The sequence below is a fragment of the Rhodococcus sp. MEB041 genome, assembly GCF_030208955.1.
In the GTDB taxonomy this organism is placed as follows: domain Bacteria; phylum Actinomycetota; class Actinomycetes; order Mycobacteriales; family Mycobacteriaceae; genus Rhodococcoides.
Genome location: NZ_JARVSZ010000001.1, coordinates 636,648 through 660,638, shown reverse-complemented (window position 1 = coordinate 660,638; position 23,991 = coordinate 636,648). Strand labels below are relative to the sequence as shown.

Annotated in this window: 24 protein-coding genes and 1 pseudogene; 14 read left to right on the top strand and 11 right to left on the bottom strand. The window is 65.7% G+C overall.

The window, feature by feature from the left end:
- Positions 1-53: 53 nt before the first annotated feature.
- Both QRN16_RS03100 and QRN16_RS03095 read right to left on the bottom strand, forming a co-directional pair.
- Positions 54-653 (bottom strand): annotated as a pseudogene (locus QRN16_RS03100) (transposase); the annotation flags it as partial.
- A gap of 94 nt (positions 654-747) precedes the next feature.
- Positions 748-1,059, bottom strand: coding sequence for a putative quinol monooxygenase (locus QRN16_RS03095; RefSeq protein WP_006247389.1), 312 nt, complete (start codon positions 1,057-1,059; stop codon positions 748-750).
- Positions 1,060-1,166: 107 nt separating this feature from the next.
- Between QRN16_RS03095 and QRN16_RS03090 the strand changes: the two genes are divergently transcribed.
- Positions 1,167-2,108 (top strand): GlxA family transcriptional regulator, encoded by a 942-nt coding sequence (locus tag QRN16_RS03090; RefSeq protein WP_285184579.1) that lies wholly within the window; start codon positions 1,167-1,169, stop codon positions 2,106-2,108.
- 378 nt (positions 2,109-2,486) lie between these two features.
- Here QRN16_RS03090 and QRN16_RS03085 read toward each other — a convergent pair whose 3' ends face one another.
- Entirely contained in the window at positions 2,487-2,876 is a 390-nt protein-coding gene (locus QRN16_RS03085) for a nuclear transport factor 2 family protein (RefSeq protein WP_200933818.1), read from the bottom strand.
- Between the two features lie 116 nt (positions 2,877-2,992).
- Here QRN16_RS03085 and QRN16_RS03080 point away from each other — a divergent pair, with 116 nt between their 5' ends.
- On the top strand, positions 2,993-3,424 hold the full coding sequence (locus tag QRN16_RS03080; RefSeq protein ID WP_285184578.1) for a hypothetical protein: 432 nt from the start codon (positions 2,993-2,995) through the stop codon (positions 3,422-3,424).
- A gap of 161 nt (positions 3,425-3,585) precedes the next feature.
- Positions 3,586-4,041 carry a hypothetical protein gene (locus tag QRN16_RS03075; protein ID WP_285184577.1) on the top strand — a complete coding sequence of 152 codons (456 nt, stop codon included), beginning with the start codon at positions 3,586-3,588 and terminating at the stop codon, positions 4,039-4,041.
- A gap of 105 nt (positions 4,042-4,146) precedes the next feature.
- Here QRN16_RS03075 and QRN16_RS03070 read toward each other — a convergent pair whose 3' ends face one another.
- The 5 genes from QRN16_RS03070 to QRN16_RS03050 form a co-directional block, all read right to left on the bottom strand.
- Complete coding sequence (locus tag QRN16_RS03070) at positions 4,147-6,381, bottom strand: NADP-dependent isocitrate dehydrogenase (protein ID WP_285184576.1); 2,235 nt, start codon at positions 6,379-6,381, stop codon at positions 4,147-4,149.
- A 222-nt stretch (positions 6,382-6,603) separates the two neighbouring features.
- On the bottom strand, positions 6,604-7,353 hold the full coding sequence (locus QRN16_RS03065; RefSeq protein WP_285184689.1) for an amino acid ABC transporter ATP-binding protein: 750 nt from the start codon (positions 7,351-7,353) through the stop codon (positions 6,604-6,606).
- Between the two features lie 26 nt (positions 7,354-7,379).
- Positions 7,380-8,120: an amino acid ABC transporter permease gene (locus QRN16_RS03060; RefSeq protein ID WP_285184575.1), complete on the bottom strand. Its 741-nt coding sequence runs from the start codon at positions 8,118-8,120 to the stop codon at positions 7,380-7,382.
- An 11-nt stretch (positions 8,121-8,131) separates the two neighbouring features.
- Positions 8,132-8,992 (bottom strand): ABC transporter substrate-binding protein, encoded by an 861-nt coding sequence (locus tag QRN16_RS03055; RefSeq protein ID WP_285184574.1) that lies wholly within the window; start codon positions 8,990-8,992, stop codon positions 8,132-8,134.
- Between the two features lie 170 nt (positions 8,993-9,162).
- Complete coding sequence (locus tag QRN16_RS03050; protein ID WP_285184573.1) at positions 9,163-10,176, bottom strand: LacI family DNA-binding transcriptional regulator; 1,014 nt, start codon at positions 10,174-10,176, stop codon at positions 9,163-9,165.
- A gap of 169 nt (positions 10,177-10,345) precedes the next feature.
- Here QRN16_RS03050 and QRN16_RS03045 point away from each other — a divergent pair, with 169 nt between their 5' ends.
- From QRN16_RS03045 to QRN16_RS21790, 7 genes are read left to right on the top strand one after another with little or no spacing between them, the layout of a single operon-like run.
- The gene (locus tag QRN16_RS03045) at positions 10,346-11,308 is read left to right on the top strand and encodes a dihydrodipicolinate synthase family protein (RefSeq protein WP_285184571.1); all 963 of its coding nucleotides are present in this window, start codon (positions 10,346-10,348) and stop codon (positions 11,306-11,308) included.
- On the top strand, positions 11,298-12,452 hold the full coding sequence (locus QRN16_RS03040) for an NAD(P)/FAD-dependent oxidoreductase (protein ID WP_285184570.1): 1,155 nt from the start codon (positions 11,298-11,300) through the stop codon (positions 12,450-12,452). The genes QRN16_RS03045 and QRN16_RS03040 overlap by 11 nt, the downstream gene beginning before the upstream one ends.
- A gap of 6 nt (positions 12,453-12,458) precedes the next feature.
- A complete protein-coding gene (locus QRN16_RS03035) occupies positions 12,459-12,845 on the top strand; it encodes an allophanate hydrolase-related protein (RefSeq protein ID WP_285184569.1) in 387 nt (128 codons plus the stop codon).
- On the top strand, positions 12,842-14,236 hold the full coding sequence (gene hydA, locus QRN16_RS03030; RefSeq protein WP_285184568.1) for a dihydropyrimidinase: 1,395 nt from the start codon (positions 12,842-12,844) through the stop codon (positions 14,234-14,236). The genes QRN16_RS03035 and hydA overlap by 4 nt, the downstream gene beginning before the upstream one ends.
- 55 nt (positions 14,237-14,291) lie before the next feature.
- Positions 14,292-15,599 (top strand): MFS transporter, encoded by a 1,308-nt coding sequence (locus tag QRN16_RS03025; RefSeq protein WP_502943972.1) that lies wholly within the window; start codon positions 14,292-14,294, stop codon positions 15,597-15,599.
- Positions 15,600-15,608: 9 nt separating this feature from the next.
- Positions 15,609-16,889 carry a competence/damage-inducible protein A gene (locus tag QRN16_RS03020; RefSeq protein ID WP_285184566.1) on the top strand — a complete coding sequence of 427 codons (1,281 nt, stop codon included), beginning with the start codon at positions 15,609-15,611 and terminating at the stop codon, positions 16,887-16,889.
- Positions 16,890-16,895: 6 nt separating this feature from the next.
- Positions 16,896-17,594: a hypothetical protein gene (locus QRN16_RS21790; protein ID WP_350310200.1), complete on the top strand. Its 699-nt coding sequence runs from the start codon at positions 16,896-16,898 to the stop codon at positions 17,592-17,594.
- 62 nt (positions 17,595-17,656) lie between these two features.
- On the opposite strand, the gene QRN16_RS03010 is transcribed toward QRN16_RS21790, so the two are convergent.
- On the bottom strand, positions 17,657-17,965 hold the full coding sequence (locus QRN16_RS03010; protein WP_285184565.1) for a hypothetical protein: 309 nt from the start codon (positions 17,963-17,965) through the stop codon (positions 17,657-17,659).
- Between the two features lie 81 nt (positions 17,966-18,046).
- Positions 18,047-19,636 (bottom strand): MFS transporter, encoded by a 1,590-nt coding sequence (locus tag QRN16_RS03005; RefSeq protein ID WP_285184564.1) that lies wholly within the window; start codon positions 19,634-19,636, stop codon positions 18,047-18,049.
- 119 nt (positions 19,637-19,755) lie between these two features.
- On the opposite strand from QRN16_RS03005, the gene QRN16_RS03000 reads away from it, so the two are divergent.
- The 4 genes from QRN16_RS03000 (at position 19,756) to QRN16_RS02985 (ending at position 22,446) form a co-directional block, all read left to right on the top strand.
- Positions 19,756-20,352: a TetR/AcrR family transcriptional regulator gene (locus QRN16_RS03000; RefSeq protein WP_285184563.1), complete on the top strand. Its 597-nt coding sequence runs from the start codon at positions 19,756-19,758 to the stop codon at positions 20,350-20,352.
- Positions 20,353-20,373: 21 nt separating this feature from the next.
- Positions 20,374-20,589 carry a DUF2834 domain-containing protein gene (locus QRN16_RS21785; protein ID WP_350310199.1) on the top strand — a complete coding sequence of 72 codons (216 nt, stop codon included), beginning with the start codon at positions 20,374-20,376 and terminating at the stop codon, positions 20,587-20,589.
- 511 nt (positions 20,590-21,100) lie between these two features.
- Positions 21,101-22,195 carry a hypothetical protein gene (locus tag QRN16_RS02990; RefSeq protein WP_285184562.1) on the top strand — a complete coding sequence of 365 codons (1,095 nt, stop codon included), beginning with the start codon at positions 21,101-21,103 and terminating at the stop codon, positions 22,193-22,195.
- A complete protein-coding gene (locus QRN16_RS02985; RefSeq protein ID WP_285184561.1) occupies positions 22,195-22,446 on the top strand; it encodes a hypothetical protein in 252 nt (83 codons plus the stop codon). Before QRN16_RS02990 ends, QRN16_RS02985 begins: the two co-directional genes overlap by 1 nt.
- Positions 22,447-22,935: 489 nt before the next feature.
- Here QRN16_RS02985 and QRN16_RS02980 read toward each other — a convergent pair whose 3' ends face one another.
- Positions 22,936-23,232: a hypothetical protein gene (locus tag QRN16_RS02980; RefSeq protein WP_285184560.1), complete on the bottom strand. Its 297-nt coding sequence runs from the start codon at positions 23,230-23,232 to the stop codon at positions 22,936-22,938.
- Positions 23,233-23,991 lie beyond the last annotated feature (759 nt).

Genomic DNA, 23,991 nt, shown 5'->3' with positions numbered 1-23,991 from the left:
TCTCAGGCAGAAAAAGACCGATCGTTCTGTGACTGTTACCGAGTCTTGATGGCTCATCCCAATCGGGGGTGTACGAGTTGGGGTCTGAAGCCGCCGGTCTCGAGCAGGCTTCGGGCGATGTAGTTGGTCAGGTTGCGGAACCCGAGTGCGGAGCCGCGCAGGTGTTCGAGCCGTCCGTTGAGCGCCTCGGTCGGCCCGTTGCTGGTGCCGGGTCGTTCGAAGTAGGCGAGCACGTCGGCGGCTCGCTTCTTCAGGGTCCGGCCCAGGGTGGTGAGCTCGGTGAGCACCTTGGGGACGCCGGCGCTGAGGTCGGTGATCAGCTTCTCCATGAGCTCGCGGCCACGTTGCCGGTCCTCGTGGCGATAGGCGGCGATCATGCGCTGGTAGACACCCCAGGTCGCCTCGACCTCGACGTGAGCGTCATCAACGAACAGCGCGCGTAGCCTGTCGCTCTGCTTGTCGGTAAGCAGGTCCGCGCCGGTGTGCAGCGTGCGCCGCGACTTGTAGAGCGGGTCGTCCCTGAACCCACGGTGCCCGTGGATCGCGAGTTGGACCCGGCGCCGACACCTGTCGAGGGTGTCACCGGCCAGGCGCACGACGTGGAAGGGATCCATCATCGTGACCGCGTCCGGGATCTCCTCTGGCCTCCTCGTGATCGGCCCGTCGGGGATCGTCAACGTGGTGCGGGTGTCGAGGCGATCGGGTCCGACGGCTCGGCGGGGCGCGATCGTCTCGTGTGTTGGCGGACTACGGGAGCTTGGACGCGAGGACGTCGGCCGCCAGGATCTCGGGTGCTGCGCCGAGGAGGTGCTGGTTGGCCATCAGGGCTGCGACGATGGCGCCGTTGGCGTGGGCGTCGCGAGCGGCCTCGTCGGGGAATGCATCGAAGATCCAGAAGGTGTCGGCGTGGGTCCTAGCCGCGAACCAGACAATCGTTCCTACTTCTTCGTTGGCGAGTGCGACAGCGCCGGCGAGCAGATCGGCGAGCGCGTCGTGCTGTCCATCGGCCGCGACGATCTTGGCGACGAAGGCATACGGAAGTGATGCGGGTGTGGACATGAGGGGTTCTCCTTGAAGTCGGGGTTCTTCGTGGGGCGAGTTCAGCGTATGACGAGCGAGGGCCGGTGGGGAGTGGCGTATACGACAGGATTGCTATTGTTCGCGCCATGCGTATCGGACTGATCGCGATCGACGGCTGCTTCGGTTCGGCTGTCGCGTCGGTCATCGACATCGTGCGGGTGGCCGACGGAGCCCGCGGCGATGTCGACCCGCGGATCGACCCGATCGAACTCGCCATCCTCGGACCGAAACGGCGAGTGACCACGACGGCATCGATGACCCTGTCGGTAGACCACCCGCTGTCGGAGTCCGGAGAGTTCGACGTGGTCGTCGTCCCTGCGCTTGGAACCCTCACGGCCGCCGCTACCAACGACGCCCTCCAGAGCCGAGATGCACGTTCGGTCATCGCCTCACTCGGGCGCCTCGACGACGCGACCACCCGGATCGCCGCGGCGTGCACCGGCGTGTTCGCCGTCGCCGAGACTGGACGGATGCATCATCGGCGGGCGACGACCAGCTGGTTCCTGGGGCCGGAGTTCCTGAAGCGCTATCCGACCGTCGCCCTCGATCTCGACACCATGGTCGTGGTCGACGGGAACCTCGTCACCGCCGGCGCCGCGTTCGCCCACATCGACCTCGCGCTCTCACTCGTGCGATCGATCAGCCCCGACCTGGCCCAACATGTCGCCAAGCTCCTCATCATCGACGAGCGTCCGTCGCAGGCGGCCTTCGTCGCCTACGAACATCTCCGGCACGAGGACCCGATCGTCGTCGAGTTCGAACGCTTCGTGCGCGCCCGCCTGGACGAACCGTTCAACGTCGCCTTCGTCGCGCAGTCGCTCGGCACCAGCCGGCGCACCCTCGAACGACGAGTCCGTGCGGCGCTCAACCTCACTCCGCTCGGCTTCGTCCAACGGCTTCGCATCGAACGAGCTCGGCACCTCTCAGCAACCACGGACCTCACCTCCGCCGAGATCGCGCTACGGGTCGGCTACGCGAACGCCGAGACTCTGCGCTCCCTCCTGCGCAGTGAGCGACGCCGTTCCTGACCTATCGCCATGCCTGTAGCCGGTGTCCTAGCGCTCGGTTGGAACCACCTCTCAGCACGTCGCGTCGACGCTCCTGCGTCGCCCCTGGACGACCCACTCGACACGCCCGCAGCACAGGCCATGTGACGTGCCCCGGCTTCCCGGACGGTCGGGGTTGGGTGGCTGTGACGTCGCTGCGTTCTCGTCGAGGGGGTCAGCAGACCCGATCAGGGTCGATTGGGATGAGCCGCGAAGGCGGTCAGGTCAGGGCGGCCGAAGCCGGCCGGCGGGGTAGCGTCGGACACGTCGAGGTCTTTCGGATGGATGGCGTAGGAACCTCCATCGTCGGGAGACCTCGACGTCTATCTGCGGACCGACGCGCCCGGCCGACCTACACCGTCATCTGGGAAGAGCCGTCTTGATGTCTGCCGACCGCTTGCGGGCGACTGCTTGGATTGGAGTTCCCTGATGAAACAGCAGCGTCCACCCAGCATCTACCCTGCGCCACCACGAGCTTCGGCGCGCGTGACGACCCTCATGCCAGGTCTCGTAGGTCACGTGAACTATGTCGTCGGCGATCCTCCGGCCGTTGAAGTTCGCGCTCTTGATGGGCTCGGACTCGGGCGCGTCGATCAGCGCCGCAATCATCTCGCGCCGCGTCCACAGCCGACCCGACGCGCCGATCTCCTCGAACGACGGGTCGAGCAGTCGGTCGAGTTCAGTTTGCGATGAGCGCGTCGCCGGATCGAGTAGTGCCTTCTCCAGACCGATCACGTGCTCGATCGCCATGTCTCTCATCACATGATCGTGGACTATCGACCCCGGTTTCCGGGGGCAGATTTCCACTGTCAGGTCCTGTCGTACGCCGGCCCTACTCTCCGAGCACACGATCCTGGGGGGACCTGATGAGCAAGAGTCAACGCAGGGCCAAGGCCGAGAAGCGCACCGCGCGGAGACGGCCTGCATTGTGCTGGCACGACGTGCTGAAACAATTTGCGGAGTGGTTGGTGCGCTCAGGCTGCACCACAGACCCGTTGGCGGCATATTCGACGGCGATGGCGGTCGACCGATCCAGGCGCGAACACGACATCCTGGTCGCGGGATCCGACATACCACTGGAGTTGTTCGACACAGACGTGTACGCCGACGACTGCGGACACACACCGTGGTCACCCGACGACACTGTCTATGCGCTCGATCTCTTCGCGATATTCATTGTCGCAGAACGTGTTTCGCCGACACAGACAAACGACCTCGCGGAGATGGTGGGGTTTCCCCGCAACGCACGGCACCGGTCCCGCGACATCGCTCGGCACCCCTCGGTCCGACCACCCTGACGTCTCACGTCCGGCGGGTTGCTGCCTGGTGCGAAGACAACGGCAGCGTTCCCGACCCCTGCTTCGCACACCCGCGCTCGAGCAGGCAGCTTCGAGACGCCCTCGGCCCGACCGGTGAAGGCGACACCCTCAGCGAACTGCTGTCGACGGTGACGTACCAGGTGGTTATCGCGACCGCGTTGGGAGTGGGCGTCCTGCGCAACGAGGATCGAACACTTCGAGCAGGAGACGCATTCGATCACTGGCTCTCGGCACCGAGCGAGGAGTGGCGACGCAGAAGTCTCGTCGAGGCCTACATCGCGTGCTTGGAACCCGTTGTCGCACTGAACGCCTCGCCGCAGCGGGAGATAGCCGCAGCCTGCGCGGCGCTGTGGTTCATCCTCGTCCGCTCCCTGGTCGACGACCCAGCCCATGACGGCGAAGCTTTCGACGCGGGCATCGACACCGACATCGAGAAAGTCAGCGCGTGGGTGTTCATGCGACTGGCAACCATGGTCGACCTCGGACTGATCGTCCCGGTGAACGGACAGTTCTGTGTTCCGGACTCTCACGCGCCGGCACTTATCGAGGCGCTCGATCGTCGTCGTCTCGACACGTCGACGCCGGCGGATCTCTAGCGTCGATCCTGATCGTGGACTTCGGACCCCGCTTTCCGGGGTCCATAGTCCACAGACAACTCTGGCCCATGCACGACGCGCGTGCATGGGCCAGAGGGCCGTGAACTACTTGGTCGCAGACTCCAGAGCCTGATTGAACGTCTTGCTCGGACGCATGATCGACGTCGCCTTCTCGGGATCCGGGTAGTAGTACCCGCCGATGTCGACGGGCTCACCCTGCGCGTCGCCGAGCTCCTTGACGATGGCCTCTTCCTGATCGGCCAGTGCCTTGGCGAGCGGCGCGAAGTGCTTCGCCAGCTCCTCGTCCTCGGTCTGGTTCGCGAGCTCCTGCGCCCAGAACTTGGCCAGGTAGAACTGGCTGCCGCGGTTGTCGAGCTCGCCGGTGGTGCGCGACGGGCCCTTGTTCTCCTCGAGCAGCTTGCCGGTCGCGGCGTCGAGGGCCTTGCCCAGGACGTTCGCCTTGCCGCCGGTCTTCTTGCCCAGGTCCTCGAGGCTCACGGCCAGCGCGAGGAATTCGCCGAGCGAGTCCCAGCGGAGGTGATTCTCTTCGATGAGCTGCTTGACGTGCTTCGGCGCGGAACCGCCGGCGCCCGTCTCGTACAGTCCGCCGCCGGCCATCAAGGGAACGATGGACAGCATCTTGGCGCTGGTGCCGAGCTCGAGGATCGGGAACAGGTCCGTGAGGTAATCACGGAGGATGTTGCCGGTCGCGGAGATGGTGTCCAGGCCGCGGACAACGCGCTCGAGCGTGTACCGCATCGCGCGGACCTGCGACATGATCTGAATGTCGAGGCCCTCGGTGTCGTGATCCTTCAGGTACGTGCGCACCTTCTTGATCAGCTCGTTCTCGTGGGGGCGGTACGGGTCGAGCCAGAAGAGCACTGGCATTCCCGAGTCGCGCGCACGGTTCACGGCGAGCTTGACCCAGTCCTGGATCGGCGCGTCCTTGACGATGCAGAGGCGCCAGATGTCGCCCTTCTCCACGTTCTGCGTGAGCATGACCTCGCCGGTCGCCACGTCGACGATGTTCGCGACGGCGTCCTCTTCGATCTCGAAGGTCTTGTCGTGCGAGCCGTACTCCTCGGCCTTCTGCGCCATGAGGCCGACGTTGGGAACGGTGCCCATGGTCGTCGGGTCGAACTGGCCGTTCGTCTTACAGAAGTTCACCATCTCCTGGTAGATGCGGGAGAAGGTCGACTCCGGGTTGACGGCCTTGGTGTCCTTGGGACGACCGTCGGCTCCCCACATCTTGCCGCCGGCGCGAATCATCGCGGGCATGGAGGCGTCGACGATGACGTCGCTGGGCGAGTGGAAGTTGGAGATGCCGCGTGCCGAGTCGACCATGGCCAGCTCGGGCCGGTGCTCGTGGCACTTGTGCAGGTCCTCGACGATCTCGTCGCGCTTCGACGCCGGGAGGGTGTCGATCTTGCTGTAGAGATCGGAGAGGCCGTTGTTGACGTTGACGCCGAGCTCCTCGAAGAGCTCGTTGTGCTTGGCGAAGGCGTCCTTGTAGAAGACGCGCACCGCGTGACCGAAGACGATGGGGTGCGAGACCCGCATCATCGTGGCCTTGACGTGCAGGGAGAACATGACGCCGGTCTCGTAGGCGTCCTGCATCTGCTCTTCGTAGAACTTGTCCAGCGCCTTGGCGCTCATGAACATGCTGTCGATGACGTCTCCGTCGGTCAGCGAGACCTTCGGCTTGAGGACGACCGTCTTGCCGCTCTTCGTCTCGAGCTCCATCTTGACCTCGCGGTCGCCCTGGACGGTCATCGACTTCTCACCGTGGTAGAAATCGCCCTCGCGCATGTGCGCAACATGCGTGCGCGACGCCGGCGACCACTCGGTCATGCTGTGGGGGTGCTTGCGCGCGTACTCCTTGACGGCCTTCGGCGCGCGGCGGTCGGAGTTGCCCTCACGGAGGACGGGGTTGACGGCGCTACCGAGGCATTTGGTGTAGCGGTCGCGGATCTCCCGCTCCTCGTCCGTCTTCGGGTTGCCCGGGAAGTCGGGGATCTTGTAGCCCTTGTCCTGCAGTTCCTTGATCGCGGCGTGCAGCTGCGGTACCGAGGCACTGATGTTGGGGAGCTTGATGATGTTCGTGTCGGGCAGCTGAGTCAGCTTGCCCAGCTCGGCCAAGTTGTCCGGCACCCGCTGGTCCTCGTCCAGGTAGTCGGGGAACTCGGCGAGGATGCGACTGGCAACGGAGATGTCGCTCGACTCCACCTCGATCCCGGCTGCGCTGGCGAAAGTGCGGATGACCGGCAGGAACGCGTGAGTCGCCAGCATGGGCGCCTCGTCGGTCAGGGTGTAGATGATGGTCGGCTTTTTCTCAGTCATTGCAGGTCTTGCCTCGTTTTCCGTCTGCTCGACGTCGTCTGTCCTTGTGGGCTCGGAGACAACTTTAGTCGTGCAGGGCTGTGTTGTGGCGACCCCGGTCCAGCGGGGTCGATGTGTCTCGAGACATAACCTGACCTGCGCCGACGATCTTCCACCGGCGGTCCGGGAGGCTACCGGTGAGTAACCTGCCGTGACCGGCGGCGGAGGTCGGGCGCCGGTGACTCACAGCATTCGACTCAGGAACTGCTTCGTGCGCTCGTTGCGCGGATTGTCGAAGAATTCGTTCGGCGCCGCATCCTCGACGATGCGCCCGTCGCTCATGAACACCACACGATCGGCGGCCGCTCGCGCGAACCCCATCTCGTGACTCACCACGACCATCGTCATCCCCTCGTCGCGCAGTCGCAGCATGACGTCGAGGACCTCCTTGACCATCTCGGGATCCAGCGCCGAGGTCGGCTCGTCGAACAGCATGACCTCGGGCTTCATCGCCAGCGCTCGCGCGATCGCCACCCGCTGCTGTTGACCGCCGGAGAGCTGCGACGGGTAGTTCTCACTCTTGTCACCGAGTCCGACGAGCGTGAGCAACTCCTGAGCTTGCGCTCGCGCCTTGTCCTTGGGCGTTCCGAGCACGTGCCGTGGTCCGGCGGCGACGTTGTCGAGTGCCGTCATCATCGGGAAGAGGTTGAAGTTCTGGAACACCATCCCCGTGTAGTGGCGCTGCCGGGCGATGTTCGCCTCGGACAGTGGTGTCCGCTTGCCGTCGTCGGAGAACCCCATCAGTTCCCCGCACACCCGGACCGTCCCCGACTCGATGGTCTCGAGGCAGTTGAGCGTGCGGAGCAACGTGCTCTTCCCGCTTCCCGACGGCCCGAGGAGGAGCACCACCTCGCCCTTGGCGACTCGGAAGTCGATGCCGTCGAGCACCACGAGATCGTTGAACGCCTTGGTCATGTCCTGAACGTCGATCATCGTCAGGTTCGCGATCGCCTGGTCGGTCATCGGTTCACCGCCTCCGCGTCGATGACACTGTCGTCGAGCGCTGCCATGTCGGTTCTCCCTTTGCGACGGTAGTTCCTGTCGTATCCACGTCCAGCTCGTACTTCCAGACGCTTCTGGATCAGACCCCAGAGGGTGGTGAGCAGGAGGAAGTAGAGCGCTGCTGCGCACAGACCCTCGAGCACCCTGAAGTTCACCTGAACCAGGAACTGCGTGCGGCGCAACAACTCCTGGACGGAGATCACCGAGACCAGCGTCGTCGTCTTCAGCAGGCCGTTGAAGCTGTTGCCGAGCGGAGGGATCATGACGCGCAGCGCCTGGGGCAGCACGACGACGCGGAACACCTTGGTCGGCGACATCCCCAGCGCACGTGCCGCTTCCGTCTGCCCCGTGGGGACGGACAGCAGTCCGGATCGCACGATCTCGGACAGGTAAGCGGCCTCGTTCAGCACCAGTCCGAGCAGCGCCGCCTCGATGACGCCGAGCTTGATGCCGACCTGGGGCAGCCCGGTGTAGATGATGACGAGCTGCACGAGCAGCGGGGTTCCTCGCATCAGCCAGACATAGAACCCCGACACCGCGCGAAACGGCAGGAACTTCGACGACCGGGCGACCGCGACGACCACCGCCAACACGAGCCCCAAGATCATGCTGACCACGGTGAGCCAGACGGTCACCCAGGCGCCCTCCAGCAGCTGGGTACTGGTGAGGATGGAGAAGAACGCGTCCCACGACCACATGTCGGAGCCTCTCAGCTCTCGAGCGGGCCGGTGCTGACGGCGATGTCACCCTCGTACCCGCTGACGTCGTACTGCTCGAACAGGTCCGGCAGATAGCCGTCGTCGCGCATCTCGGACAGGACGCGAGCGACCTCACCGGCGGACTTGCTGCCCTTCGCGAAGCCCATGGCGAGGGGCGCCTCGTTGATGCCGCCGATGGCGGTCTCGAAGCGGCCGTCCTCCTGGTAGAACGAGGTGACCGACTCGACGATCGATGTTCCGTCGAGCTGCCCTGCCGAGAGTGCCTGATAGGCATCGGCATTCGTCTTGAACGTCTGCACGGTCAGCGGTGCCTTGCCCTCTGTCGCGAACTGTTCGGACAGCGCGGTGAGAGTGTCGAATTCGTATCCGGGCGCTTCCACACCGACCGTCTTGCCGGCGAGATCGTCCACCGTGCTGATGCCCTCGGGATTGCCCGACGGAACCGAGATCGACACGGCCTGAACCTCGTACGGCACCAGATCGATGGTTTCGGCGCGCTCGGGTGTGTAGAACATGCCGGTGTCGATCATGTCCCACCGACCACTCTGCACACCGGGGATCTGGGCCTCGAACTCGATGTTGACGAACTTCGGTGTCAGGCAGAGCCGCTTGGCGATTTCTTTGCCCAGGTCGACCCGCATGCCGATCACGTCTCCGTCGGCGTCGACGTACTGCATGGGCGGGAGGGTGGCATTCGTGGCCATGGTCAGCGAGCCCTCCTCGGCGAGATCGGCTGCGCCGAGAGTCGGCGTGCAGTCCGTCGGCGCGGCATCTTGCTCCGACGAGGAGCCGCACCCGACGAGGCCGAGGGTCAGGACGCCGGCAGCGGCAATTCCGATGAGCGTGCGCATAGGAGAGACCTTTCGGTGTCGACTGCGGTCTGCAGCGACTGTCTGGATCGGGGATGGTCGACCTCGATGGGATCGATTGCATGTACCATCGCAGAGTCCCGGCGGACACGTCAACGTGGTTAACACGGACGACACGTGTTTCAACGAAAGTTAACGTCGGCCCTCGTGAATCACGGGTTGCCGACGGGCGCGCACGACGCGCGCTCGACCAATCGGGCGCCGATCCGGTAGGTGCGGCCGTCCGGTTTCGACGGCTCACTCATCTGCTGGAACAGGAGATCCATCGCGACGTTGGCGAGCTGTGAGGCACCGTTGTCGACGACGGTCACGGCCGGGTGCCACAACGAGAGCCACGGCATGTCCTCGTGGCAGATCAGCGACAGGTCGCTAGGCACCGACACCCCTCGTCCGACGAGTGTCGGCAGAATCCCGAACACGGCCTCGTGGTTCGCCGCATAGAGCGCAGTCATGCCGGACGGTTCGTCGAGCAGCGAATCGACTGCTGTGACACCGAATTCGGTGGTGAACGGCCCTTTCCGGATCAGCGACGGGTCGACCTCGATGCCGTGGTCCGCCAGTGCCGAGCGGTAGCCCTCGAACCGCTCCCGGCCGGAGGTGGCGTCCTCCAGGCCGCCGATGTAACCGATGCGTCGGTGACCGAGGTCGAGGAGATGCGCCGTCGCATCGCGCGCACCGTCCAGGTCGTCGGCGAGGACGGTGGGTGCGGCGCTCCCTCGAACCGACCTGATCACGTTGACAACAGCCCGGCCTTGGGCCAGCAGAGCATTGGATTCGACTGCGCTGCGACCACTCCCGATGACGATGGTCCCATCGACTCCGTGGTCTCCCAGCATCGCGAGCACATCTCGCTCGCGGGACGGGTCCGCATCGGTGATGCACAACAGAACCTGAAAGCCATTGTCGGAGCATCTCTTGTGGACGACCTCGGCCACGGTGTGGAACGTCGCATTGAGGAGGTTGTTCATCACGAGACCGACCAGATGCGACTTGTTGGAGCGCAGCGCACTCGCGGCCCTGTTGGGCCGGTACCCCAGCGTTCGGGCCGCCTCCTCGACGGTCCGCCGGGTATCGGCCGAGATCAGCGTCGACCCGCTCAACGCCCGGGAAGCCGTGCTGCGCGAGACACCCGCGGCAGCAGCCACGTCAGCCAGTGTGACCGTCATCGACCCCCACCTCCCCTCGTCGCCGATCGTGCACAGACTCTCCCACGCCGAGCCTCGCTCGTTACAAGTGCGTTTCCGGCTTGACGATGTGTCTTCACCGACGGCAGTCTATGCAATCGATCCCATCGAATCGACCCAGTCCGGCTTCCACGCCGCACGAAAGGTATTCATGAACCGCGATGACGTCGCCTGGTCCGGCTACTGGCCTGCTGCACCCACCCCGTTCACCGCCGCCGGCGCAGTCGACACGGATGCCCTGGCCTCTCTCATGAACCTGTACGCCGACCACGAGGTGGACGGCGTTCTCGTCAACGGCAGCACCGGTGAGTGGTTCAGCCAGAGTGACTCCGAGCGGCGCACCGTCGCCGAGGTCGCCATCGACGCGGTCCGCGGACGCTTCCCCGTCGTCATCGGCGTCAGCGCGTACACCGCACGCGACTCCGCAGCACTCGCGCGGCATGCCGAGTCGTCAGGCGCCGACGGCGTGCTGGCCACACCTCCGCCCTACGTTCATCCGTCGAAGGACGAGCTGCTCACCTTCTACCGATCCGTGAGCACCGCAACGGCATTGCCGTTCATGGTCTACAACTGGCCGCGTGGCGTCGCTGTCGACATGGGCACTCTCCCCGGGCTGTTCACCGAGCTCGCAGCCCTCGACAACGTGGTGGCCGTCAAGGACAGCACCGGCAACTGGCTCTCCATGCTCGACACCGTCGAAGCGGTGGCGGGCACGGTCCGAGTCTTCGGCAGCTTCCTTCACCACCGCGGACTCGCAGCGTTGCTGGATCTGGGTGGCGACGGGAACATCGACGGCGGCGGAGTGGGCGCACCCTTCGCCGTGCCGTTCTACCGTGCCGTCGCTGCGCGCGACGCGGCCGCCGCGCGGTCCTGGGCCGACAGGTACCGCGCGCTGTCCGGACGTCTGATCAACCCCGACTACAGCGGCGTCTACGCCTCTCCCATTCCCCAGCTCAAAGCCGTCATGAACCTTCTCGGACAACCCGGCGGGAGCGTGCGCGAACCGCTGTTGCCCGTGACGGACCAGACGACGCTGGACCACCTGGCGCGGATCGTCGAGAACTCGGGAATCGCCGAGGCATCCCGGACGGCAGGAGTGGGCAGTGCAGTCTGACTTCGACGTGGTCGTCGTCGGAGCCGGCATCGTCGGCGCTGCGACGGCCCTGGCACTGACGAGGTCCGGCGCTCGCGTCGTCGTGCTCGACCGATCCGCACCCAACACCGGTGGCTCCGGGACCACGGCGGGCAACCTCCACATCCAGACGATTCACACTCGCCGCCCCGGCCAAGGCGCGGCCGTGGACGTCCGACGACTCCTCCCGCTGCAGCACCGCACCAGCTCGCTGTGGAACGACCTTGCCGACAGCGTTCCCGGTCTCGGCCTCAACCGCTGCGGTGGATACATGGTCGCCGAGACGGAGGACCAGGTGCAGACACTCGGGACCAAACACGACTGGGAACGCGCGGCGGGAATCCCCACCGAGGTGCTGACCGGATCCGAGGCACGCCGGGCGCTGCCGGCGCTGGGACCCAGCGTCGAAGCCGCGACCTGGTGTCCCCTCGACGGATTCGCGGAGCCTGACCTCGCGGGGCCCGCAACTCTGCGTCAGGCCGAGGCCGAGGGTGCCGTCCTGCGGTCACACTCTCCCGTCACGGGTGTGGAACGAGTCGGCGACCTGTGGACGGTGACCACTCCCGACTCCACGTGGGTCGCACCCACCGTGATCGACGTCGCCGGTCCGTGGATGGCCGGTATCGCGTCGATGGCCGGCATCTCGTTGGACCTTCGGCCGACGTCACTGCAGATGCACGCACTCGCCGCACCCCCGCACACCCTCGACGTCCTCGTGCAGCACGTCGGAGAAGGCATGTCGATCAAGCAGGATAGGCGGAGTCGCCTCGTGCTCGGCGGTGGATGGCCGGCCGGCACGTTCCACGACACGGACGCTGCGTCGTCCCTGCCCGAGAGCACCACCGGAAATCTCGCACAGGTCGAGCGACTGCTCCCCTCCCTCGCCTTGCTCCCCCTCGTCGACACGTGGACCGGCCCCGTACTGACGACGCCCGACGAGATGCCGGTCATCGGTGCCGTCGACGGGTCACCTGGGTTCTACGTTGCCGGCGGCACCTACTCGTTCACCTTCGCGCCGCTCTGGGCGCAGCTACTCACCTCGATGGTGCACGGACGAGTGCCGGGCATCGACGTCAGCGAGTTCTCACCGGCTCGACTCACCCCGTTCGCAGAACACGGAAGGTAGGCACCCATGGCACTGGTCACGATGTTCGTCAACGGACAGGCGATGTCCGGCGGAACGCTCAACGACGCCCTTCACCGAGCGCGACTGCTCGGCCCGGCGGTCACCGCACCGAAGTACCAGTTCTTCTCCGTACGAGACGAATTCCCCGGATTGCACCCCGTGTCCTCCGGTGGCCACGCCGTACCCGGTGAGCTGTACGAGGTGGAGTACGACGTCCTCCGAGAAGAGCTTCTTCCTCGCGAACCCGAGGAATTGGAGCTCGGCGTCATCGAGCTCGCCGACGGGGGTGGCTCCCTCTCGATGCGCATGCGCCGTGAGGTGCTCGACAGCTCCGATGTCACCGACATCAGTGAGCTCGGCGGGTGGCTCGCATACCGGGCGACGCTGCGATGAAGGTGATCAGAGGAGGAACCCTCGTCGAGTCGAATTGGCACGGGCCCGCCGATCTCCTGATCGAGGACGGCACGATCATCGCCGTTCTCGCTCCCGGCGCCGACGTGGACCGTGCAGCGGAGGTCGTCGACGCCACCGGGAAGCTGGTCATGCCCGGAGGCGTCGACCCGCATTGCCACGTCGGCTTCACGTCGGGCGAGTTCACGTCGCTGGACTCGTACCGCGAGTGCACGACGGCGGCCGTGTTCGGCGGCACCACGACGATCGTCGATTTCGCGATTCCCCGGCCCGGTCAGTCCCCACTCGATGCCGCAGAGCAACAGCGGCAAAAGGCGACCGATGGCCTGTGCGATTCGGCCCTGCACGCGTGCGTCGTCGACTGGGACGACACGACCGCGGACCAGTTGGCCACGATGGCGCAGGACGGCATTCGCACCGTGAAGATGTTCACGACCTACGCCGGCGAGACCATGGCGAACGAGCACACCATTCTCAAGACCATGCAGACCACTCGCGATCTCGGTGGGATGGTAATCATTCACTGCGAGTCGGACGCCATCGTCACCGATTCGCAGACGACGGCGGCCGCCACCGAGGGCATCGACGCGGCCCACATGTCGATGACGCGACCCGAGATCGCCGAGACGGCAGCCGTTGCCGCCATTCTGGCGATCGCCGAGTCTCAGGACGCGCCCGTCTACTTCGTGCACCAGTCCACGGCGGCGGCAGTCGAGCTGGTGGCGGATGCGCGCACCCGCGGACTCGTCGCCTTCACGGAGTCGGTGGCGCACCACCTGATCCTGGACGACAGCGCCTACGGCGGCGAGAACCCCGAACGGTTCGTGTGCTGTCCACCGCTCAGGGCGGCCGACGCAGTCGAGGAATTGGGGCAGCACCTGTTCACCGGTCACATCACGACCATCGGATCCGACCACTGCTGCTACGACACAGCGCAGAAGGAGGTCCACAGCCACGATGTCCGCCACATGCCCAACGGGCTACCGGGAGTGGAGACCAGGCTGCCGGTCATCTTCTCGCGCTACGTGCGTGACTCGAACCTGACCGCCAGCAGGTTCGTCGAGCTCACGTCGACGAATCCGGCCAAGACCAACGGACTCTTCCCTCGCAAGGGAACGCTGATGCCGGGCGCCGACGCGGACATCGCACTGTGGGGTCCGGACGTCGAATGGACCGTCGACGTCGACGCGCTCCACATGGCCACCGACTACACGCCGTATCAAGGGATGACGCTTCGAGGTAAGCCCGTCACCGTGCTCGTCGGAGGGACCATCGTCGTCCAGGACGGAGAGCTCGTCGACGGGACGCCGAGGGGTCGGCACCTGCAGGCTGCCCCGCTCGACTTCGAGGGCGGGCGGCGGACGCAGGTCTGACTTCCCGGTCTCGATGTCCCCGGCGCAGTGGGGTGAGGAAGCAGGACGCCGGTGAATGCGCCAGACTTCCACCGTGTCGACGACCGACAAAGCACGCGTCCCCCGTTCCGGCATCGTCGGCGGCACGTTCGCCTTACTCGGCGCCCTCTATTTCGCCCAGGGGTTGCCCTTCGGCTTCTTCACCCAGGCCCTGCCCGTGGTGTTGCGGCGGTCCGGCTACTCCCTGATCGCGATCAGCGCGAGCGGAGTGCTGTTCGCGCCATGGGCACTGAAATTCCTGTGGGCGCCCTATGTCGACAGGTACGGGAGCCGCCGACGGTGGCTTCTCTCCCTCCAACTCGGCGCGGCGGCAGTCGCCCTGGTGCTCGCTTGCCTCGACCTCACGTCCGGCCTGCAGTGGCTGTTCGTCGGCATCGCAGTGGTGAACGTTCTGTCAGCGACGCAGGACATCGTCACCGACGGGCTCGCCGTGCGACTGCTCGACGCACGCCACCGAGGTGTGGGCAATGGGATCCAACTCGGGGCCTACCGCATCGGCATGATCGTCGGCGGCGGCGTTCTGCTGTGGCTGTTCTCGTTCGCGGGATGGCGAGCGCTGTTCGTCGCAATGGCCGTGTTGATCGTGGCGTCTACGATCCCAGTCCTCCTGCTTCGCACTCAGCTCGACAGAGCAGATGTGCGGCCGGCGGAATCGACGACCGCCGTCCGCCTCGCAGGGACCTGGTGGGTTCGACTGCGCCGACCGGGTGTTCTGGCGTTCATCGGCCTGATTGCCGCCTACAAGTTCGGCAACTCGATGGGGTCGGCCCTCGTCGGTCCGTTCCTCTCGGACCTCGGACTCTCCCTGGGTCAGATCGCGCTCCTCGAAGGCGGAGTCGCGTCCGGCTCTGCACTCGCAGGTGCGGCGCTCGGCGCCTGGTACGCGACGCGCTTTGGTCGACGGCGCGCCCTGCTCGTCGCCGGTATCACCCAGACCCTCGCGCTCGGCTTCTATGTCGCCGCTGCACTCGACATCGGCGGGCTCACACTCGTGGTGACCGCCAGCGTCAGCGAGCACGTCTTCGGCGGCGCCGCGACCGTCGTCTTGTTCGCCCTCATGATGGATGCCTCTGAACGTGTTTACGCCGGAACCGATTACACCCTTCTCGCCTGCGCCGTCGTCTTCTCCCAGGGCATCGCCGGACTAGCGGCGGGCGTGGTGGGCCAGGCCTTCGGTTACGCCGCCATGTTCGGGACGGGCCTCGTCCTGTCCGGGCTGGGATGCGCGCTCCTGCTCTCGGCGCTGAAGAGAGGCATCGGACCGGTGCAGTTGGGCGAGTCGGGCGTCGTGGCCACCGATCAGACCCGACCTCGGCAGCCGTAGTGTCGAACCATGGCGGTGCGCGCGGGTGTGGTGGTCACGGGTAGCGAAGTTCTGGCCGGGCGGGTCAGCGACCGCAACGGCCCCTGGGTGGCGCGGCAACTCCTGCAGATGGGAGTCGACGTCGCCCATCTGACGGTGTGCGGTGACCGGCCGGCCGATCTGACCGCCCAGGTCCAGTTCCTCGCCGACCAGCACGTGGACCTCATCATCACGACTGGAGGCCTCGGCCCGACTGCGGACGACCTCACCGTCGAGACCGTCGCCGCGCTCTACCGGCGCGAGATGCACCTCGACGTCGAACTCGAAGGCCGCATCACGGCCATCGTCGAGCGCTGGCGCAGTCGGCTCGGCAGCGTCGCCGACTCCGAACCACTGCGAGCCGGCGTACGCAAGCAGGCAATGGTTCCCGCCGGAGCGCACTCGATCTCGCCGACAGGCACGGCACCGGGCGTGGCGATGGCCGACGACTCGGGCACCTTCCCCACGGTCCTCATCCTTCCGGGCCCGCCCTCCGAACTGCAGTCGATGTGGCCGGAAGCGATCGAGAGCGCACCCGTCGCCGCAGTGCTCGCGCGGAGGACGTCGGTCACCGAAAACACCATCCGGGCCTACGGATTGTCGGAGGCCGACCTCGCCGCGACCTTGCGCACCGCAGAGAGCTCGATTGCCGGGTTCGGCGATCTGGCGATCACGACCTGCCTGTCGCGCGGTGAGCTCGAGATGGTCACCCGCTACGAGGAGTCCGCGGCCGCCGCCTACTCCGACGTGCTGGCACTCATCGAAGAACACCATGGCGCGCAGATCTTCTCGACCGACGGTTCCACCATCGACGACATCGTGGCGACTCGATCCGGTGGCCGCCGCATCGCGACCGCGGAATCATGCACCGGCGGCATGATCGCCGCCCGGCTCACCGATCGGGCCGGCTCGTCGGCCTACGTGGTCGGCGGCGTGGTGTCGTACGCCAACGAGGTGAAAATCGGATCACTCGACGTCCCCGCCGCCATGATCGAGGAGCACGGCGCCGTCAGTGAACCCGTCGCCGCCCGCATGGCCGAAGGAGCACTGCACCGCGTCGGCGCCGATGTCGCCGTCTCGACCAGCGGTGTCGCAGGGCCTGGGGGCGGCACGGAGAGCAAGCCCGTCGGCACGGTGTGTTTCGGCATCGCTGTCACGGGCCGACCGACCGTCACGCGGACGCTGCGGCTCCCCGGTGATCGTGCGAGTGTCCGGGCGCTCTCGGTCACTGTCGCGATGCACATGCTCGCGGACGCACTGAGCGACGCCTGAGAGTCGATGGACACCACCCCTGCACTCCCCCGCTGGCAGTTCGCGTCGGATGATCTCCTCACGCGATACGTCGTGGTCACCGACGAGGACATGCGCGGCTGGTCCATCCACACCCACCATGTTGACGGCACTCCCGACACCTCTGAGTTCACCCGGCACCGGGCTCTGATCGACGACACCGGTCGGGTGTTCTTTCACGACGACGGGCCGACACAAGTGTGGGCCGCCGTCATCGATGCCGCAGCTTTGCTGATCAGTCTCGAAACGCCGACGGGCATCCTGCTCGAGGTCGACCAGTGGGACGCGATGACCGCGTGGCTCGTCGAGTCGATGGAGGACGAACCTGCCGGGCTCGTCATCGATCTCGGACCCAACACCGACATTCCCGCCGATGAGCTCGACGACATCGAGCTCGTCACCGCGCAGTTGCACCGCCTCGACGACGGGGTGGTGATGGTCCGCCGGTCGCGCCGCATCCTGCACACGCTCCGCTTCGCGGATCATTCCGTGCAGGGACTGGTTCTCGACAGATGGCACCACGACGCGCACTTCGACGACTGCACCGACGGGTACCTGTTCAGCCGCGATCTCGCACTCGCGGCCGGTGCGTGCGTTGCCTGGGTGCGCGACGCGGGTGGTGTGGAGGCCGCCGATCGGCTCGGGTGTTCGTTCGACTTCGCAGACGAGCTACCTCGACAGGCATGATGCCCTGCGGTCGACGCCTATCCATCTCTGCGCGCAGTCGAGGACCTGACGCTGACCGCGAGTCATCCACGTCCTGTGATGCGCAGTCCCCGCCACCCAGCCGCAGCGGACGCCAGGGCCCCGGCTGCTCCCCCGATCACCGGATAACTCCACCAGGGAACCGGGAGCGCGTTCCACCATCCAGAGCCGGCGTGGTCGAGCGTCAGGGTGGTCGAGTAGCTCCTCGTCATCTCGACACCGCGCAACGGCACGTAGGCGCCGTCGTAGATCACCTCGCTCTGATCACGATAAAGTGCGAACCCTTCGACACCCAGGAACACCAAGCCGATCACGACGCCCGCAAGGGTGACCCACAGAATGAGAATGCGCACGCAGCACCCTAACCGGCGTCACGCCGTGCGCGGCTTCTCTACGCCGCAGCGGTCGTACCTCGACAGTAGGAACGGCTCGAGTCAGCCCATGTGAACCGGGGTGTCGCCGGCCGGCAGGTCGGTCTTGCGCGCACGAACCAACACCAGCACGATCGGCGTGATCAGGATGACCATGACCGCCGCTGCCGCGAACGCGTGCGCGTATCCGGAGACCTCCGCGGAGAACATGTAGTCGATCGTGGAGTTGATGAAATTGCGGATCGGTTCGGGCAGGGCAGCGAGCTCGGAATCGGACGGCAGGGTCTGCGACGCCAGGGCCTCCGGGGGCACTCCGGCGGGCGGCACGGGCGCGATGTTCGACGACAGGTAGGACGACTTGGCGGACGTGTAGATCGTGGTGAAGACGGCGGTTCCCAAGGCGCCACCGATCTGCAGGGCCGCGTTGACGAGTGCGCTGGCAGCGCCCGCGTCGTGATCGGCGACCCCGATGAGTGCCACGTTCTGCATCGGCACCATGAGCAGACCCAACCCGAGCCCGAGGAGCATCACTCCGGGCAGCACGTGCGTCCAGTACGAGGTGTCGACGCCGATCTGCGTGAGCAGGACCAGACCGATGGCCGAGATGACGGGCCCAGCAGCCATCAACGGCTTCGGTCCCACGCGAGGCATCAATGCGGACGCTGCGGCAGCGGTGATCATGATGCCGCCGGTCATGGGGAGGGAGGCGACTCCGGCCACGACGGGGCTGAATCCGAGCACGATCTGGAAGTAGAAGGTCAGGTACAAGGTGCCGCCGAGAAGGGCGGCGCCGATGATGGCAGAACCGAGGTAGGCGGACCCACGGTCTCGATCCAGCAGGACGCCCAGCGGCAGAAGCGGATTGGCAGACCGGGACTCGACGACGACGAACGCGGCCAGTAGAACGATGCCCAGCGCGATGAAGCTAAGGGTTGAGACGTTGGACCAGCCGTCTTCAGCCTCGGTGAACCCGTAGACGAGTGAGCCGAGCCCGAGGGCGACCAGAATCGCGCCGGGAACGTCGTACCGCGTGTCGCCCTCTGCCTTGCTCTCCTTGACCAAAGGGATAGCGGCGGCGGCCGCGAAGATCGCGACGGGAACATTGACCAGCAGGCACCAGCGCCAGTTGGCGTACTCGGTGAGCACGCCGCCGAGCAGCAGGCCTACGGCAGCGCCACCACCGGCGATGGCACCGAAGACACCGAACGCCTTGGCTCGTTCCTTCTCGTCGGTGAACGTGGTGGTCAGGATGGCCAGCGCAGCGGGGGCGAGCAGGGCGGCGAAGACGCCCTGTCCGGCGCGGGCGATGAAGAGCTGGTAGCCCTCCTGTGCAAGTCCGCCGATGGCCGAGGCGATCGCGAATCCCGCCATGCCGACAAGGAAGGACCGCTTGCGGCCCCAGTAGTCGGCGATGCGGCCACCGAGCAGCAGCAACGCACCGAACGCGAGCGCGTATGCGGTGATGACCCACGCGCGGCTGCTGTCGCTGATGCCCAGGTCTTCCTGCGCCTGCGGCAGAGCGATGTTGACGATGGTCGCGTCCAGCACGATCGTCAGCTGAGTGATGGCGACGATGCACAGCACGAGCCAACGACGCTCGTAGTTCGGATTGGCGTCGTTCTCTGACGACACGATGTCGGGCGTGCTGGTCACGGGCGTGCCTCGGTCCTGGGAAAAGGTAAGCGGTGGAATGTCTGTTCGACGATTCGAAAATGTACCGTCGCGGTCCGACACGGTCAAACGAACTAGTTGGTTGGCGTAGGATTCGGCCTGTGAAGTCGGACACCCCCATCTCCCCCGCCGCCTCTGACACGCGTGAACGAATCCTCGATGCCGCACGCCGCGAGTTCGCCGAGCACGGCCTCGCCGGCGCTCGCGTCGACCGGATCGCACTGGCGTCTCGCTCCAGCAAAGAGCGCCTATACGCGTACTACGGCGACAAGGAGCGGCTGTTCGGCGCGGTACTGGACCTTGGTTTCCGGCGGTTCGTCGAGTCCGTGCACTTCACCCCACGCGATCTACCCGGGTACTCCATGGATGCCTTCACCCGCCTCGCGAGTGAGAAGGACGAGCACCGGATGCTGCTCTGGGCGCAGTTGCAGGGCCATCTCCCCGCGAGCGAACACTCCGAGGTGATGAGTGAGCGTGTTCGCGAGGTCGAGCAGGCTCAGCGCGACGGATTCGTCGACTCCCATTGGAGTGCAACCGATTTGATGACGCTGATTTTCGGTGTGCTGTTCAGCTGGTTCACCACACCGGACCTCGACCAGCGAGCCCATCGGCGGTGGGACGACGACGAAATCGCGCGGCATCGTCTCGTCGTCGGCGAGGCGGTCAGGAGATTGGCGGAGCCGCGGGTAGAACGATGATCACCCGATTGAAGGAGCCCCGTGACCGCGTCCGAGGAACGCCGCCTGATAGCTATTGCCGCAGTAGCCGGTGTCGCTCAAAACGCCATCGCGATCCCCTACGTCCGAGAGCACGGCACTCGCTCGGTGGCAGACTTCTTCGTCGGCAAGATCTGGTCGACGGTGCCCGGAAAGTTCGCGATGGTCGATCTGATTCTCGTCGTCGTCGCGTTCCACGCGTGGGCGCTGCCGGAGTAGGGGTCGACTCGGGATCCGCCGATGGTGTTGGTGGGCAACGCTACTCATGACCTTCGCCGTGGGGATAGGCACCGCGATCCCCTTCTCCCTCGCTGCACGGGCTCAGGCGTTGCGACTGGCGACCTGACGGGGTTCCCGCGCGGGAAGACCGTGCCCCCACTGCACAGAATTCCGCGTAGAGACTTGTTCTCGACAGCCGACACCAGCGACCCGCGTATCGACGACTGCATTGACGTTCGGTCACCTGGATCCGACATTCGACAGCCTCACCCGGTCCGGATACCGGTAAGGCATCGCGGGCGACCGGGGCGGATCACGTTCGGAGTGACCAGGCTGCTTCTACTGAGGATGTGATCCGTGGGGGCGGAACCGTCGTCACCGGCCGGTGGATGAGTATGTAGAGCCTTCCGGTCGAGCGGGATACCTGTCGTACCCCTCGGGTAGACAGAGAGTGAGCGATGACATGGTCTCGCTCGTCGTGGCCCCAGCACGCGGGCCGTAGGAGAATCACATGAGCACATCCCCTTTCGGTCCGTACGGCATCCCCGACGGTGATCCCGGCTTCACTGTGTCGGTCGAGATCGACACAGTGCTGGACGATCTCACCGAGGACGACTGCGCACGACTGCTGGCGAGCGCCGGCGTCCCCCGAGCCCGCATCGACGAGTCCGCGCTGCTGCAGGCGCGCGTGGTGTTCGAACTCCCTCACACCGGCTGGATCGTCTCCGCACAGGAGGCACTCGACACCGCGGAACGCGTCGCTCGGGAGTTCGTCGTCGTGGGAGCGGAAACCTGTCGAACCGATCTGTGGGCCCGCGAACCGTGGTTTCCGACGCAGCCCGACAACGCCGAGTTCCGGTACGAGGAGCCCGAGACGCCCGCCTTCACGGTGACCGTCGAGATCGAGACGACCGCGCCGAACACCGACCGGGGGCTGGGCGAGACCATCTTCTCGTGCTTCGACGAATACCTCTCGGTCCGCAGAACTCCCTCACCGGCGGGCAGACAGCATCTCGTGGTGGACCCGCGCTCAGCCCACCTCGACGGCGCCGCCCAACGATGCCTGAAAGCGTTGTGGTGCTTGAGTGGCAGCTGGTCCATCACTCGCCTGCGTGTGGTCGCTGACGATGTCTATCGCCTCGAATGCAGCGATCGTCTGACCCGAGTGTCCGAGACGTTGCCGGAGTGGCAGTACGCCGCCACGGACGACGGTAATCGTGTCGTCGCGGTGCCGGATCTGCAGACGGATCTCACCGGGTGGTCGATCGAGGCGTTGTCGCAGGACGGGCATGCGCATCCTGCACCGTTCGTCCTCGGCCGGGTGTGGCAGGACGACGACGGCATCGTGAATCTGCGGGGCGTGGGTCGGCGCTGCCCGGCCTGGACCGCGACGATCGAACACGGCCACCATCTCGACTGCGTCATCACGACTCGCGGAACCACTTTCCCGGTGGACGCGTGGGATGCCACTGCGAACTGGCTCGTCGAATCGCTGATCGGCAACCCGGTGGGTCTGATCGTCGATCTGGGCCCCAGCAACTACGACCCGGATGTTGACGACGAGGTGATCAACGCCCAACTCCACAAACTCGACGAGGGGTTGTGATGGTGCGGCGCTCCCGCACGGTGCTGGAACAGCGGCGCCTGCTCGACCATTCGGTCGGCGGCCTCACACTCGACACCTGGCACCACGACGACCTGTTCGATGACTGCACCGACGGGTACCTGTTCACCGCGGATCTGCGATTGGCCGCGCAGGCCTGTACGGCGTGGTTCCGCGACCACGGTGGAGTGAACAGCCTCGATCACCTGGGCTGCTCCTACTCGATGCCCGACACCTTGCCCAATATTCGCTGACCGGAAGGGCACGTAACCGACGGCATCCTCGGCCACGGGTCGAAGACGCTGCTGTTGTTCACGACCAACGAGCGGATCGATCGCCTCCACCCCGCTCTCACCCGACCGGGCCGGTGCATGGCGAATGTCGAATTCACCGCGTTCGGAAGCGACGAAGCGTCGCGTTGGCTGTCAGGCGGTACCGACGCGCCGTCGGGACCATTGACACTCGCCGAGCTTCCTGAACTGTTAGGTGGTTCGTCCACCATCGGCACCCAAGCTCCACCTCCTGAGATTTCCGGCGTACCTGTGACATCCTCGGGCCCGGCCAGCCGCGTATGGGCACACGGTGGGAGCACCGCCGGAAGGTTGCGCTTCGGTGTCGCTGGCGCGGTGCGCGGTGCGCGGTGCGCGGTGCGCGGTGCGCGGTGCGCGGTGCGCGGACCAGCGGAGGCACATTACACAGGAGCTGAGCTCCGCCGAACCGTTCATGGCAACAGGGCGACACCCCTAGACGACGCGTTCGATGCAATGCTGTTCGACGTGCTCGCGCAGGGCTTGGTGCAGACCCATTCCCCAGCCGCTGGCGCGCTCGAAGATCGCCTCGTCGAGCTCCTGTTTGGTGTCGAACAGCTCGCCTGCGTGGGTGATGAGCATCTGAAGCATCCCCCCGAGCTCGACCGCAAGGTTCCATTGTTCGGCGTAATTACGATGAACCTCGCCGTACAAGTAGGCGCGGCCGAACTGCGACTGCGGCATCAGTTCCTCGTAAGCATCCAGACGAATGAGATAGCGGCGCGGCGGCATCCCGCAATCATTCCATGACGGCGGCTGACGAACAGACGCGTACGCCGGAGAATTATGCCTGCTGGCCAGGTCGAGGTCCCCACTGGTGGACAGATGAGTCCCCACACCGTGTTCGTCGTGTCGATCAGGAACTCGTGGTCCGAGCGGTGACAGCGATGGATCCGTCCCACGCTGTAGCCCTCAAGGGGCCGAAGCGCCCCCGTAGTGGGCTGCACCCTTTCCTCGGCATGGTGCCGGCTTTGCGCGCGACCAGACGAATGCCACGACAGCGATGGACAACCTGCTTCGATAGTGCCAACCGATCACTACGCAGAGCTACCTCGTTCACGACTGATCACCGTCGCGCCTTCGGTTCGACAAAAAATGAGTTCGAGCCGACACACCGCCCTGCCCGCAGCCTTGCTCGAGCAACACCGCGAAGATGGCGAGCTGAATCCATACAGTTGGATCGTCTGGTCGCTGACACAGAGGTCCGTCTTGTAGTCGGCGATGACGAAGTCACCAGGGCTATCGCGGTAGACGAGGTCCGCAATGCCGTCGACAACCGTCTCTTTATCCGGCGCAACACCGACGAGCGGCATCTCGCGCCAATGATCGGTCGCTGCAGCACGACGTACCGGTTCCGACTCGACTCTGACGACCGCAGCGTAACTAGTGGTGTCTAGGACAATTAGGCCTGTCGAACTTCGCTGCGGCGGCGGCATGTTCTCAGCAAAAGGGCCATCTCGATTTCGAGCTTTGTGCCCGCATCCTGGGCAA

Bases quoted from the DNA above. Each gene is read 5' to 3' on its own strand.
- QRN16_RS03095 (WP_006247389.1), bottom strand. From the start codon at position 1,059: ATGTCCACACCCGCATCACTTCCGTATGCCTTCGTCGCCAAGATCGTC.
- QRN16_RS03090 (WP_285184579.1), top strand. From the start codon at position 1,167: ATGCGTATCGGACTGATCGCGATCGACGGCTGCTTCGGTTCGGCTGTC.
- QRN16_RS03085 (WP_200933818.1), bottom strand. From the start codon at position 2,876: ATGGCGATCGAGCACGTGATCGGTCTGGAGAAGGCACTACTCGATCCG.
- QRN16_RS03080 (WP_285184578.1), top strand. From the start codon at position 2,993: ATGAGCAAGAGTCAACGCAGGGCCAAGGCCGAGAAGCGCACCGCGCGG.
- QRN16_RS03070 (WP_285184576.1), bottom strand. From the start codon at position 6,381: ATGACTGAGAAAAAGCCGACCATCATCTACACCCTGACCGACGAGGCG.
- QRN16_RS03065 (WP_285184689.1), bottom strand. From the start codon at position 7,353: ATGATCGACGTTCAGGACATGACCAAGGCGTTCAACGATCTCGTGGTG.
- QRN16_RS03060 (WP_285184575.1), bottom strand. From the start codon at position 8,120: ATGTGGTCGTGGGACGCGTTCTTCTCCATCCTCACCAGTACCCAGCTG.
- QRN16_RS03055 (WP_285184574.1), bottom strand. From the start codon at position 8,992: ATGCGCACGCTCATCGGAATTGCCGCTGCCGGCGTCCTGACCCTCGGC.
- QRN16_RS03050 (WP_285184573.1), bottom strand. From the start codon at position 10,176: ATGACGGTCACACTGGCTGACGTGGCTGCTGCCGCGGGTGTCTCGCGC.
- QRN16_RS03045 (WP_285184571.1), top strand. From the start codon at position 10,346: ATGAACCGCGATGACGTCGCCTGGTCCGGCTACTGGCCTGCTGCACCC.
- QRN16_RS03035 (WP_285184569.1), top strand. From the start codon at position 12,459: ATGGCACTGGTCACGATGTTCGTCAACGGACAGGCGATGTCCGGCGGA.
- hydA (WP_285184568.1), top strand. From the start codon at position 12,842: ATGAAGGTGATCAGAGGAGGAACCCTCGTCGAGTCGAATTGGCACGGG.
- QRN16_RS03025 (WP_502943972.1), top strand. From the start codon at position 14,292: ATGCGCCAGACTTCCACCGTGTCGACGACCGACAAAGCACGCGTCCCC.
- QRN16_RS03020 (WP_285184566.1), top strand. From the start codon at position 15,609: ATGGCGGTGCGCGCGGGTGTGGTGGTCACGGGTAGCGAAGTTCTGGCC.
- QRN16_RS21790 (WP_350310200.1), top strand. From the start codon at position 16,896: ATGGACACCACCCCTGCACTCCCCCGCTGGCAGTTCGCGTCGGATGAT.
- QRN16_RS02990 (WP_285184562.1), top strand. From the start codon at position 21,101: ATGAGCACATCCCCTTTCGGTCCGTACGGCATCCCCGACGGTGATCCC.
- QRN16_RS02985 (WP_285184561.1), top strand. From the start codon at position 22,195: ATGGTGCGGCGCTCCCGCACGGTGCTGGAACAGCGGCGCCTGCTCGAC.
- QRN16_RS02980 (WP_285184560.1), bottom strand. From the start codon at position 23,232: ATGCCGCCGCGCCGCTATCTCATTCGTCTGGATGCTTACGAGGAACTG.